The sequence below is a fragment of the Streptomyces sp. FIT100 genome (genome assembly GCF_024584805.1).
Classification (GTDB): Bacteria; Actinomycetota; Actinomycetes; order Streptomycetales; family Streptomycetaceae; genus Streptomyces.
In genome coordinates this window covers 3,158,415-3,170,857 of sequence record NZ_CP075715.1, presented here as the reverse complement: position 1 = coordinate 3,170,857, position 12,443 = coordinate 3,158,415, and the positions used below count along the sequence as shown (strand labels likewise).

Sequence of the window (12,443 nt, the reverse complement as noted above, 5' to 3'; positions counted from 1 at the left end):
CGGAACTCCGTTCCGCTTGGCCGTACCTTTCCAGCAAGGGGGCTCGAACATGCATTCCGCACCAACCTGGGATCCACAGCAGTACCTCCGTCACTCAGGCCACCGGACCCGCCCGTTCCTCGACCTTCTCGCGCGAATACCCGAGCTGCCGGGCACCGCTCGCGCCCCGCGCATCGCCGACCTCGGCTGCGGGCCCGGCAATGTCACCGTCCTCCTCTCCGAGCGCTGGCCCGACGCCCACATCACCGGCTTCGACCTCTCACCGGAGATGCTCGCCCGCGCCGAGAAGGAGTACGCCGGCACCACCCCCGGCGGCGGCTGGCTCGACTTCCGCCCCGCCGACGCCGCGCACTGGACGCCCGACGAGCCGTACGACCTGATCGTCTCCAACGCCGCACTGCAATGGGTGCCCAACCACCCCGAATCGTTCCGCACCTGGATCGACGGCCTCGCGCCCGGCGGCACCTTCGCCTTCCAGGTCCCGGGCAACTTCACCTCACCCAGCCACGCCCTGCTCGGCGAGCTCTGCGACACCCCCCAGTGGCGCGACCGCCTCGCCGACCAGGGCCGCCGCTTCGTCCACATCCTGGAACCCGCGGACTACCTCATGCGCCTCGCCGACCTCGGCTGCGCGACGGACGTCTGGGAGACGACGTACTCCCAGCTCCTCGGCGGTGAGGACCCCGTACTCGACTGGGTGAAGGGCACGGCGCTGCGGCCGGTCCTCACCACGCTCGAAGGGGACGACGAGGCGACCGAGGAATTCCTCGGCCAGTACCGCGACCTGCTCCGCAAGGCGTACCCGCCGGGGCCGTACGGGACGGTCTTCCCGTTCCGCCGGATCTTCGCCGTGGCCCGCAAACCGTCCTGACCAGCAGGGGGAAATCATGCTGACAGCGTTCGACCACGTCCAGCTCGCCGCGCCGCCGGGCACCGAGGACGCCCTGCGCGCCTACTACACCGACGTCCTCGGGATGACCGAGATCCCCAAGCCCCAGCCGCTCGCCGCCCGCGGAGGCTGCTGGTTCCAGGCCGGTCCCGTACAGCTGCACCTCGGCATCGAGGCTGACTTCAGGCCCGTCAGAAAGGCCCACCCCGGCCTGCGCGTCACCGGGATCGAGGCGTATGCCGACCGCCTCGCATCGCGTGGCGCCAAGGTCGTCTGGGACCGCGATCTGCCCGGGCACCGCCGCTTCTACTCCGAGGACCCGGCGGGCAACCTCCTGGAGTTCCTGGAGCCCGAGCCCGAGCCCGCGTCCGTGCCCGCGTCCGTCTCCGAGGCCGCGTCCGAGCCGACGGCATGACCGGCTCACGGGACGGTGAGGACGACTTAGCCCCCGGCCGGCGGCCGGTCACGCGACCGGACGCCGGCCGGATCAGCTCCTAGCTCTTGCGGTGCCCTATCAGCCGCGGCTTCTGCTCCATGCCGTCAAGGCCGTGCCACGCCAGATTCACCAGATGCGCCGCGACCTCCGCCTTCTTCGGCTTGCGGACGTCCAGCCACCACTGGCCCGTGAGGGCCACCATCCCCACCAGCGCCTGCGCGTACAGCGGCGCCAGCTTCGGATCGAAGCCGCGGGCCTTGAACTCCAGGCCCAGAATGTCCTCCACCTGCGTGGCGATATCGCTGATCAGCGAGGCGAAGGTGCCCGTCGACTGGGCCACGGGCGAGTCACGGACGAGGATCCGGAAACCGTCCGTGTACGTCTCGATGTAGTCGAGCAGGGCGAACGCCGCCTGCTCCAGCAGTTCACGCGGATGACCGGCGGTCAGCGCGCCGGTCACCATGTCAAGGAGCTGGCGCATCTCGCGGTCCACGACGACCGCGTACAGCCCTTCCTTGCCGCCGAAGTGTTCGTACACCACCGGCTTGGAGACCCCGGCCTTCGCCGCGATCTCCTCCACCGACGTGCCCTCGAAGCCCTTCTCCGCGAAGAGCGTGCGGCCGATGTCGAGCAGTTGCTGACGGCGTTCCGCCCCGGTCATGCGGACCCTGCGCCCGCGCCTGGGCTTTTCGCTGCTGGTGCTACTGCCGTCGATCGCCACGTCGTCAATCATGCCGCCTCTGCGGCCTCCGTCTTGCGTCGGGAGTCGATACGCTCCGTGCTCGGCCAGCGCACGTCGTATGCCCAGCCCGCCAGCTCGAACCAGCGGATCAGCCGGGCGCTGGAGTCGATCTGCCCGCGCATCACACCGTGCCGCGCGCTCGTCGGGTCGGCGTGGTGCAGGTTGTGCCAGGACTCGCCGCACGACAGCACCGCGAGCCACCACACGTTGCCCGAACGGTCACGGGACTTGAACGGGCGCTTGCCCACGGCGTGGCAGATCGAGTTGATCGACCAGGTCACGTGGTGCAGCAGCGCGACCCGCACCAGCGAGCCCCAGAAGAACGCCGTGAACGCGCCCCACCACGACATCGTCACCAGGCCGCCGACCAGCGGCGGGATCGCCAGCGAGACCAACGTCCAGACCACGAACTGACGCGAGACCGCACGGATCGCCGGGTCCTTGATCAGATCCGGCGCGTACTTGTGCTGAGGGGTCTGCTCCTCGTCGAACAGCCAGCCGATGTGCGCCCACCACAGGCCCTTCATCAGCGCCGGCAGGCTCTCACCGAAGCGCCACGGCGAGTGCGGGTCGCCCTCGGCGTCCGAGAACTTGTGGTGCTTGCGGTGGTCCGCCACCCAGCGGACCAGCGGGCCCTCCACCGCCATCGAGCCGGCGATCGCCAGCGCGATGCGCAGCGGGCGCTTCGCCTTGAAGGAGCCGTGCGTGAAATAGCGGTGGAAGCCGATCGTCACACCGTGGCAGCCGAGGAAGTACATGAACACGAGCAGGCCGAGGTCGAGCCAGCTCACGCCCCACCCCCATGCCAGGGGAACTGCCGCGAGCAGGGCGAGGAAGGGCACCGTGATGAACAGCAGCAGGGCGATCTGCTCGATCGAACGCTTCTTTTCGCCGCCGAGCGTGGCGGCAGGGAGATCGGATTCGGACGGATTCCGGGCGTCGTCGATCACATCGGGGCTTGTGGTCATGGGGTGTCCCCTGTGGGGTGAGGAGTGCGAATGATCCATGGCTACGGATCCGTAACCTACGGCGTCGTAAGTATGGCAGCGCGACGCCTCGCGGCAAGAGGGCTGTGGACAACGGTGCATGAACGGACACCTATCCTTGGTGGCGTCGGACAGCGTGGTCCGCAAAGCCTCCGGAAAACCTCCAGACGTGCTCAAACACTGCAAGGAGCCGCACCTGTGAGCAGTGCCGACCAGACCACATCCGCCAGCGCGGAGCTGCGCTCCGACATCCGCCGACTGGGCGATCTGCTGGGCGAAACCCTCGTACGGCAGGAAGGCCCCGAGCTCCTGGAGCTCGTCGAACGCGTACGCGCCCTCACACGGACGGACGGCGACGCCGCCGCCGAGCTGCTCGGGGACACGGACCTGGAGACCGCAGCGAAGCTCGTACGCGCGTTCTCCACCTATTTCCATCTTGCCAACGTCACCGAGCAGGTGCACCGCGGCCGTGAGATGCGCGAGAAGCGGGCCGCCGAGGGCGGACTGCTCTCCCGCACCGCCGACATGCTCAAGGAAGCCGACCCCGAGCACCTGCGCGAGACCGTACGGAACCTCAACGTCCGGCCGGTGTTCACGGCGCACCCGACCGAGGCCGCGCGCCGGTCCGTACTGAACAAGCTCCGGCGCATCGCCGAACTGCTCGAGACCCCGGTCATCGCCGCCGACCGGCGCCGCCACGATCTGCGGCTCGCCGAGAACATCGACCTCATCTGGCAGACGGACGAGCTCCGCGTCGTACGCCCCGAGCCCGCCGACGAGGCCCGCAACGCCATCTACTACCTCGACGAGCTGCACGCCGGCGCCGTCGGCGACGTCCTGGAGGACCTCGCCGCCGAGCTGGAGCGCGTCGGCGTCGAGCTGCCGCCCGGCACCCGCCCGCTCACCTTCGGCACCTGGATCGGCGGCGACCGCGACGGCAACCCCAACGTCACCCCCGACGTCACCCGCGAGGTGCTGATCCTCCAGCACGAGCACGGCATCACCGACGCCCTGGAGGCCGTCGACTCGCTGCGCGGGCTGCTGTCCAACTCGATCCGGTACGCGGGCGCCACCGAGGAGCTGCTCTCGTCGCTCCAGGCCGACCTGGAGCGGCTGCCCGAGATCAGCCCCCGCTACAAGCGGCTCAACGCCGAGGAGCCGTACCGGCTCAAGGCCACCTGCGTCCGGCAGAAGCTCGTCAACACGCGCGAGCGCCTCGCCAAGGGCACCGCGCACGAGGACGGCCGCGACTACCTCGGCACCGCCGAGCTGCTGCACGACCTGACCCTCGTACAGACGTCGCTGCGCGAGCACCGCGGCGGACTGTTCGCGGACGGTCGCCTCGACCGTACGATCCGCACGCTCGCCGCCTTCGGGCTGCAGCTCGCCACGATGGACGTGCGCGAACACGCGGACGCCCACCACCACGCGGTCGGGCAGCTCTTCGACCGGCTCGGCGAGGAGTCCTGGCGGTACGCCGACATGCCCCGCGACTACCGGCAGAAGCTGCTCGCCAAGGAGCTGCGCTCCCGGCGGCCGCTCGCCCCCAGCCCGGCGCCGCTGGACGCCGCCGGGGCCAAGACCCTCGGCGTCTTCCGCACGGTCAAGGATGCCTTCCAGAAGTTCGGGCCCGAGGTCATCGAGTCGTACATCATCTCGATGTGCCAGGGCGCCGACGATGTCTTCGCCGCCGCCGTGCTCGCCCGCGAGGCCGGGCTGATCGATCTGCACGCGGGCTGGGCCAAGATCGGCATCGTGCCGCTGCTGGAGACCACCGACGAGCTGAAGGCGGCCGACGTCATCCTCGACGGGATGCTCGCCGACCCCTCCTACCGCCGGCTCGTCTCGCTGCGCGGCGATGTCCAGGAGGTCATGCTCGGCTACTCCGACTCGTCGAAGTTCGGCGGCATCACCACCTCGCAGTGGGAGATCCACCGGGCCCAGCGGCGGCTGCGCGACGTCGCCCACCGCTACGGCGTGCGGCTGCGGCTCTTCCACGGCCGCGGCGGCACCGTCGGCCGCGGCGGCGGCCCCACGCACGAGGCGATCCTCGCCCAGCCGTGGGGCACGCTGGAGGGCGAGATCAAGGTGACCGAGCAGGGCGAGGTCATCTCCGACAAGTACCTGATCCCGTCCCTGGCCAGGGAGAACCTGGAGCTGACCGTCGCCGCCACGCTCCAGGCGTCCGCGCTGCACACCGCCCCGCGCCAGAGCGACGAGGCGCTGGCCCGCTGGGACGCGGCCATGGACACGGCCTCCGACGCCGCCCACGCCGCATACCGGCGGCTGGTCGAGGACCCGGACCTGCCGGCGTACTTCTTCGCCTCCACGCCGGTCGACCAGCTCGCCGAGCTGCACCTGGGCTCCCGGCCCTCGCGCCGTCCGGACAGCGGGGCGGGCCTCGACGGGCTCCGGGCCATCCCGTGGGTCTTCGGCTGGACCCAGTCGCGGCAGATCGTGCCGGGCTGGTACGGCGTCGGATCCGGGCTCAAGGCCCTGCGTGAGGCCGGTCTCGGCGAGGTGCTCACGGAGATGTACGAGCAGTGGCACTTCTTCCGGAACTTCGTCTCCAACGTGGAGATGACGCTCGCCAAGACCGATCTGCGGATCGCCCGGCACTACGTCGACACGCTCGTGCCGGACGAGCTGAAGCACGTCTTCGCCGGCATCGAGGCAGAGCACGAGCTGACGGTGCGTGAGGTGCTGCGGGTCACCGGAGGGGAGGAGCTCCTCGACTCCAACCCGGTGCTCCAGCAGACCTTCTCGATCCGCGACGCCTACCTGGACCCGATCTCGTACCTCCAGGTGGCCCTGCTGTCCCGGCAGCGGCTGGCCGCCGAGCGGGGCGAGCCGGCCGACCCGCTGCTGTCGCGTGCACTGCTGCTGACGGTGAACGGCGTCGCGGCGGGCCTGCGCAACACGGGCTGACGCCCCCGGCCGCCGGACGGGCCCGACCCGGGCCCGTCCGGCGGCTCACAGCGCGAAGCCGGCGGCTCACAGCGCGAAGAACGCGCCCACCAGCAGTGCGCCACCCGCGGCCGCCGTCGCCCACGCGGTGCGCGTCATGCGCAGACCGCCGCCGATCACCAGGGCCGCGAGCAGCAGCGCGCCGCCGAACGGCAGCCAGGCGTGCAGCGCCCCCGCCCACCCCGTACGGACCAGCTCGTCCGTGCCGGGCTTCACGACGACCGGGACCGTCGTCCCCTTGTCGACGGCGACCGAGCGCTCGATGGTCATGCCCTTGCGCGGCGCGGACGGCCCCTCGGGGTCGTACGAGCCCGTGCAGGTCTTCTCGCCGCAGTCCGCCACCGTGAGCGTGCCGTGCTCGCGGCCCTTCGCGAGCAGCACGTGCTGGGCCGTCCCCCAGGACGACCAGGCGCCGGCGACGAGCAGCAGCAGGGCGACCAGCACCATGGCCGCACGGCGGCTGTGGTCGAGCATCCGGCCGGAGGAGTTCCGCTTCATGGGGCGCGATCCTTCGGCAAGCGACCGCGCTCGGTCAACCTCGGGCCATGGCTATGGGGGGCTTGTCAGGAGTTGTGCGCACTGCGGTCAGGAGTTGTACGCACTCTGCGCGCGCTCCAGCCCTTCCGTCGCCAGACACTCCACCGCGTCCGCCGCGCGGTCCACGAAGTAGTCCAGCTCCTTGCGCTCCGCCGCCGAGAAGTCCTTCAGCACGAAGTCCGCCACCTGCATCCGGCCCGGCGGACGCCCGATGCCGAACCGCAGCCGGTGGTAGTCCGCACCCATCGCCTTCGTCATCGACTTCAGCCCGTTGTGGCCGTTGTCGCCGCCGCCGAGCTTCAGCCGCAGTACGCCGTAGTCGATGTCCAGCTCGTCATGGATCGCCACGATGTTCGCTGTCGGCACCTTGTAGAAGTCCCGCAGCGCCACGACCGGCCCGCCCGACAGGTTCATGTACGACATCGGCTTCGCCAGCACCACCCGCCGGCTCGAGGGCCCCGGAGAGCCGATCCTGCCCTCCAGGACCTGCGCCTGCGCCTTGGCCGCCCGCTTGAACGAGCCGCCCATCCGCTCGGCGAGCAGGTCCGCCACCATGAACCCGACATTGTGGCGGTTCCCGGCGTAACCCGGCCCGGGGTTCCCCAGCCCCACCACGAGCCAGGGGGCCGTCGCGTCCGTCGTCATCTGCTGCATGCCTCCTTCATAGCGCCACCGCCCCCCGCACCGTGCGGTGCGGGGGGCGGTGGCAGGGGATTTCGTGACCCGGGACGGATCAGGCCTCGGCGGCGGGGGCCTCTTCGCCCTCGACGGCCTCTTCGCCCTCGGCGGCCGGCTCCTCGGCCTGCGCGGCCAGGACCTGGAGGACGACGGCGTCCTCCTCGACGGCCAGCGTGACGCCGTTCGGCAGGGTGATGTCCTTGGCGAGGACGGAGGCGCCGGCCTCCAGGCCCTCGACGGAGACGGTGAACGACTCGGGGATGTGGGTGGCCTCGGCCTCGACCGGCAGCGCGTTCAGGACGTGCTCCAGCAGGTTGCCACCCGGGGCCAGCTCACCCTCGGCGTGGACCGGGACCTCGACGCTGACCTTCTCGCCGCGCTTCACGAGCAGCAGGTCGACGTGCTCCAGGAAGCCCTTCAGCGGGTCGCGCTGCACCGCCTTCGGGATCGCGAGCTCCTTCTTGCCCCCGATCTCCAGCGCCAGCAGGACGTTCGGGGTACGCAGAGCCAGCAGCAGCTCGTGGCCCGGCAGCGTGATGTGGATCGGGTCGACGCCGTGGCCGTACAGAACGCCCGGGACCTTGCTCTCGCGGCGGATGCGACGCGCGGCGCCCTTGCCGAACTCGGTGCGGGTCTCGGTGGCGAGCTTCACCTCGGACATATGCACTCCTCGTAGATGGTGACGAACATGAACAGTCACCCGGCCACGACTGGCCTGCTACGAAGAGCGCGTCGATAACGGACCGCCGTACCGGAAACAGGTACGGCCTCCCTCGCCGAGCAACCCGATGAGTCTACCCGGAGGGAGGCCGTAGCCTAAATCGATCTAGCTCACTGCTCCTCGAAGAGGCTCGTCACCGAACCGTCCTCGAAGACCTCGCGCACCGCGCGCGCGATCGTCGGAGCGATCGACAGGACCGTGATCTTGTCGAGCTCCAGGTTGTTCGGGTCCGGCAGCGTGTTCGTGAACACGAACTCGCTCACCTTGGAGTTCTTCAGCCGGTCCGCCGCGGGACCGGACAGCACACCGTGCGTCGCCGTCACGATGACGTCCTCCGCGCCGTGCGCGAACAGTGCGTCCGCCGCCGCGCAGATGGTGCCGCCGGTGTCGATCATGTCGTCGACCAGGACGCAGACCCGGCCCTCGACATTGCCGACGACCTCGTGGACGGTGACCTGGTTCGCCACGTCCTTGTCCCGGCGCTTGTGCACGATCGCCAGCGGGGCGTCCAGGCGGTCGCACCAGCGGTCGGCCACGCGCACCCGGCCCGCGTCGGGGGAGACGACCGTCAGCTTCGAACGGTCGACCTTCGCGCCCACGTAGTCCGCGAGGAGCGGCAGCGCGAACAGGTGGTCGACCGGGCCGTCGAAGAAGCCCTGGATCTGGTCCGTGTGCAGATCGACGGTGAGGATCCGGTCCGCACCCGCCGTCTTCATCAGGTCCGCCACCAGACGGGCCGAGATCGGCTCACGGCCGCGGTGCTTCTTGTCCTGGCGGGCGTAGCCGTAGAACGGAACGATCACGGTGATGCTCCGGGCCGAGGCCCGCTTCAGAGCATCCAGCATGATGAGCTGTTCCATGATCCACTTGTTGATGGGCGCCGTGTGGCTCTGGATCAGAAAGCAGTCCGCGCCGCGCGCGGACTCCTGGAAACGGACATAGATCTCGCCGTTGGCGAAGTCGAACGCCTTGGTCGGCACCAGGCCGACACCCAGCTGGGCGGCGACCTCCTCGGCCAGCTCGGGGTGGGCGCGGCCGGAGAAGAGCATCAGCTTCTTCTCGCCGGTCGTCTTGATCCCGGTCACAGCACTGTCTCCTCAGACGTGTTTCTCTGCTGCTGATCCGCCCGTCCTTGGTGCGGCGAGCCAGCCACGGTGTTCACCGGGGGGACGCCTCCCGGTCCCCCGAATGTGCACGATGTGCACGTATCACGGTACGCCGAGATCGGCGCACCCGTTTCCGGTCAGCCTTCGTCGTTGAACTGCTTGACCGCCTCCGCGGCGGCCTGGGCCGCCGCGCTCCCCGGACGCTTACGAGCCACCCAGCCCTCGATATTGCGCTGCTGGCCGCGTGCGACGGCGAGCGAGCCGGGCGGTACGTCCTTCGTGATCACCGAGCCCGCCGCCGTGTAGGCGCCGTCCCCCACTGTGACCGGTGCAACAAACATATTGTCGGAACCCGTCTTGCAGTGGGACCCGATCGTCGTGTGGTGCTTCGCCTCGCCGTCGTAGTTCACGAAGACGCTCGCCGCACCGATGTTCGTGTAGTCGCCGATCGTCGCGTCCCCCACATAGGAGAGGTGCGGCACCTTCGTGCCCTCGCCGATCGTCGCGTTCTTCATCTCCACGTACGTACCGGCCTTGGCCTTCGGGCCGAGGCTCGTGCCCGGACGCAGGTACGCGTACGGTCCGACGGACGCCGAGTCGCCGATGGTGGCGCTGTCGGCCACCGTGTTGTCCACCCGGGCGCCCCGGCCGACCGTCGTGTCCCGCAGCCGGGTGTTCGGGCCGACCTCGGCGTCCTCCGCGATGTGCGTCGCGCCCAGCAGCTGCGTACCCGGGTGGATCACCGCGTCGCGCTCGAACGTCACCGTCACGTCGACGATGACCGACGCCGGGTCCACCACCGTCACACCGGCCGTCATCGCCCGCTCCAGCAGCCGCTCGTTCAGCAGCCGCCGCGCCTCCGCGAGCTGCACACGGTTGTTGATGCCCAGGATCTCCCGGTGGTCGCCGGCGACGGACGCGCCCACCCGGTGCCCCGCCTCACGCAGGATCCCGAGGACGTCCGTGAGGTACTCCTCGCCCTGGCTGTTGTCCGTACGGACCTTGCCGAGCGCGTCCGCGAGCAGCTGCCCGTCGAACGCGAACACCCCCGAGTTGATCTCCTTGATCTCCCGCTCGGCCTCGGTCGCGTCCTTGTGCTCCACGATCGCGGTCACCGCACCGGACGCCGCGTCGCGCACGATCCGCCCGTACCCGGTCGAGTCGGGGACCTCGGCGGTCAGCACGGTCACGGCGTTGCCGTCGGCGGCGTGCGTCGCGGCCAGCGCGGTCAGCGTCTCGCCGGACAGCAGCGGGGTGTCACCGCACACGACGACCACGGTGCCGTCCGGCGTCCGCCCCAGCTCCTCCAGCGCCATCCGCACGGCGTGCCCCGTGCCGTTCTGCTCGGCCTGGTACGCGGTGCGCGTGCCGGCGTAATGCGCGGCGAGGTGCTCCCTGACCTGCTCGCTCGCGTGCCCGACGACGACCACGAGCTCCTCGGGCTCCAGCTCGCGCGCGGCGGAGACGACGTGGCCGACGAGCGAGCGCCCGGCGATCTCATGGAGGACCTTGGGGGTCTTCGACTTCATGCGGGTGCCCTCACCCGCGGCGAGGACGACGACGGCGGCCGGGCGGTTGACGCTCACGGGTATGCCCTTCGGCTTCGGTGCTTCGGGTGGGGGACACCGGAAGGATACCGGCACGTTTCAGGCGTGAAATGAGGGCGGGTCCTGACCGTCACGGTCAGGACCCGAACCTGCGATGCTCCCCCGTCAGGACTCGAACCCGAACAGATGGCACCAAAAGCCACAGTGCTGCCAATTACACCACGGGGGAATGAAGCCTACTAAACCGGACATTGGATCAGGTCGCCGGATCAGCACCCAACACTATGCCGTACCAAGCGCCTTCCACGCGACGGTAGAGATCGGCGTAGCGTGCGATCGCCTCCGGGGCGGAAGCCTGGTCGATGCAGCTGTTCCGGTGGTCGGTGCGCGTTGCGTTCGTGTTCGATGACTTTTCGTGAGGTTGCAGTCGCCGGAAAATCGGTCGCGCGCTTCCGTAGGCTGGAAGACATGACCACATCGGGGGCACACCAGGACTCTGCGGGCGACAGCGCCCGCTCCTGGCTGTGGTGGGGGCGGCGCCGCAGTGCGGTGCTGGACGTGGGGCTCGGACTCGTGTCCGCGGTGGAGTGCGCGCTGGAGGGGGTCCGCTTCGCGGGCAACGCGGCGCTGCCCGTGCCGCTGGGGGTGCTCTTCGGGCTGGTCGCCGGCTCGGTGCTGGTGCTGCGGCGGCGGTGGCCGGCGAGCGTGGTGCTGGTGTCGGTGGCGATCACGCCGGCCGAGATGGGCTTCCTGATGGGGATCGTCGGGCTGTACACGCTCGCGGCCTCGGAGGCGCCGCGGCGGATCATCGCCGCGCTGGCGGGGATGTCCTTGGTGGGGACGCTCATCGTGACGTTCGTACGGACCCGGCAGGACGTCGGGTCGGCGGACTTCGACCCGGGGCTCTGGTACGTACCGCTGGTGTCGGTCGTGATGTCGATCGGGCTGACGGCGCCGCCGGTGCTGTTCGGGCTCTATGTCGGGGCTCGGCGGCGGCTGATGGAGAGCCTGCGGGAGCGGGCGGTCAGCCTGGAGCAGGAGTTGTCACTGCTGGCGGACCGGGCGGAGCAGCAGGCGCAGTGGGCGCGTACGGAGGAGCGGACGCGGATCGCGCGCGAGATGCACGACGTGGTGGCCCATCGGGTCAGCCTGATGGTGGTGCACGCGGCGGCGTTGCAGGCGGTGGCGCTGAAGGACCCCCAGAAGGCGGTCAAGAACGCGGCACTGGTGGGGGACATGGGCCGGCAGGCGCTGACCGAGCTGCGGGAGATGCTCGGGGTGCTGCGGGCGGGTGAGGATGTGGTGGCACGGGCGGCCGAGCCGGTGCCGCTGGCGGCGGTGGGGGTGGCGGCCGCGGCCGCGGCGGCCGCCGCGGCGGAGGGCGGCCCTGCGGACGGTCCGTCGCTGGCGGATCTGGAGCCGCTGGTCGAGCAGTCCCGGCAGGCCGGGATGGTGGTCGAGTTGATGGTGCAGGGCGAGGCGCGCCCGTACCGTCCGGAGGTCGAGCAGACGGCGTACCGGGTGGTGCAGGAGGCGCTGACGAACGTGCACAAGCATGCGGCGGGCGCGAAGGCGTGGGTGCGGGTGGCGCACCGCGGCGCGGAGGTCGCGATGCAGGTGGAGAACGGCCCCTCGGAGCGGGGTGCGGCCGATGCGGGGCTGCCGAGCGGTGGCAACGGCCTGGTGGGGATGCGGGAGCGGGTGTCCGCGCTGGGCGGTGTCTTCGTGTCGGGCCCGACGGACGCGGGGGGCTTCCGGGTGTCGGCGGTGCTGCCGATGGAGGTGCCCTCGGCCTGAGGGGTGTCTCCTGGAGTCCGCCCGGTCGGGTGTGGCC

At 70.4% G+C, this 12,443-nt stretch carries 11 protein-coding genes and 1 tRNA gene; 4 read left to right on the top strand and 8 right to left on the bottom strand.

Annotated features, from left to right (window positions below; all coding sequences use genetic code 11):
• Window positions 1–49 precede the first annotated feature (49 nt).
• Both KK483_RS13795 and KK483_RS13790 read left to right on the top strand, forming a co-directional pair.
• Complete coding sequence (locus KK483_RS13795) at window positions 50–871, top strand: trans-aconitate 2-methyltransferase (RefSeq protein WP_262005522.1); 822 nt, start codon at window positions 50–52, stop codon at window positions 869–871.
• Between the two features lie 16 nt (window positions 872–887).
• Window positions 888–1,304, top strand: coding sequence for a VOC family protein (locus KK483_RS13790; RefSeq protein ID WP_262005521.1), 417 nt, complete (start codon window positions 888–890; stop codon window positions 1,302–1,304).
• A 79-nt stretch (window positions 1,305–1,383) separates the two neighbouring features.
• Here KK483_RS13790 and KK483_RS13785 read toward each other — a convergent pair whose 3' ends face one another.
• Together KK483_RS13785 and KK483_RS13780 are read right to left on the bottom strand one after the other, a co-directional pair.
• On the bottom strand, window positions 1,384–2,058 hold the full coding sequence (locus tag KK483_RS13785; RefSeq protein ID WP_262005520.1) for a TetR/AcrR family transcriptional regulator: 675 nt from the start codon (window positions 2,056–2,058) through the stop codon (window positions 1,384–1,386).
• Window positions 2,055–3,035 carry an acyl-CoA desaturase gene (locus KK483_RS13780; protein WP_262005519.1) on the bottom strand — a complete coding sequence of 327 codons (981 nt, stop codon included), beginning with the start codon at window positions 3,033–3,035 and terminating at the stop codon, window positions 2,055–2,057. Before KK483_RS13780 ends, KK483_RS13785 begins: the two co-directional genes overlap by 4 nt.
• A 216-nt stretch (window positions 3,036–3,251) precedes the next feature.
• On the opposite strand from KK483_RS13780, the gene ppc reads away from it, so the two are divergent.
• Window positions 3,252–5,981 carry a phosphoenolpyruvate carboxylase gene (gene ppc / locus KK483_RS13775; RefSeq protein ID WP_262005518.1) on the top strand — a complete coding sequence of 910 codons (2,730 nt, stop codon included), beginning with the start codon at window positions 3,252–3,254 and terminating at the stop codon, window positions 5,979–5,981.
• Between the two features lie 66 nt (window positions 5,982–6,047).
• On the opposite strand, the gene KK483_RS13770 is transcribed toward ppc, so the two are convergent.
• The 6 genes from KK483_RS13770 to KK483_RS13745 all read right to left on the bottom strand — a co-directional run bounded on the left by KK483_RS13770 (window position 6,048) and on the right by KK483_RS13745 (window position 10,838).
• Entirely contained in the window at window positions 6,048–6,518 is a 471-nt protein-coding gene (locus tag KK483_RS13770) for a hypothetical protein (protein ID WP_262005517.1), read from the bottom strand.
• Window positions 6,519–6,605: 87 nt separating this feature from the next.
• On the bottom strand, window positions 6,606–7,202 hold the full coding sequence (gene pth / locus KK483_RS13765) for an aminoacyl-tRNA hydrolase (protein WP_262009475.1): 597 nt from the start codon (window positions 7,200–7,202) through the stop codon (window positions 6,606–6,608).
• 88 nt (window positions 7,203–7,290) lie between these two features.
• Entirely contained in the window at window positions 7,291–7,896 is a 606-nt protein-coding gene (locus KK483_RS13760; RefSeq protein ID WP_262005516.1) for a 50S ribosomal protein L25/general stress protein Ctc, read from the bottom strand.
• 170 nt (window positions 7,897–8,066) lie between these two features.
• On the bottom strand, window positions 8,067–9,041 hold the full coding sequence (locus KK483_RS13755) for a ribose-phosphate diphosphokinase (protein WP_242337503.1): 975 nt from the start codon (window positions 9,039–9,041) through the stop codon (window positions 8,067–8,069).
• A gap of 158 nt (window positions 9,042–9,199) precedes the next feature.
• Entirely contained in the window at window positions 9,200–10,648 is a 1,449-nt protein-coding gene (gene glmU, locus KK483_RS13750) for a bifunctional UDP-N-acetylglucosamine diphosphorylase/glucosamine-1-phosphate N-acetyltransferase GlmU (RefSeq protein ID WP_262005515.1), read from the bottom strand.
• A gap of 118 nt (window positions 10,649–10,766) precedes the next feature.
• Window positions 10,767–10,838: transfer RNA gene (locus tag KK483_RS13745), tRNA-Gln, on the bottom strand.
• A gap of 239 nt (window positions 10,839–11,077) precedes the next feature.
• Here KK483_RS13745 and KK483_RS13740 point away from each other — a divergent pair.
• On the top strand, window positions 11,078–12,406 hold the full coding sequence (locus KK483_RS13740) for a sensor histidine kinase (protein WP_262005514.1): 1,329 nt from the start codon (window positions 11,078–11,080) through the stop codon (window positions 12,404–12,406).
• Window positions 12,407–12,443: the final 37 nt, after the last annotated feature.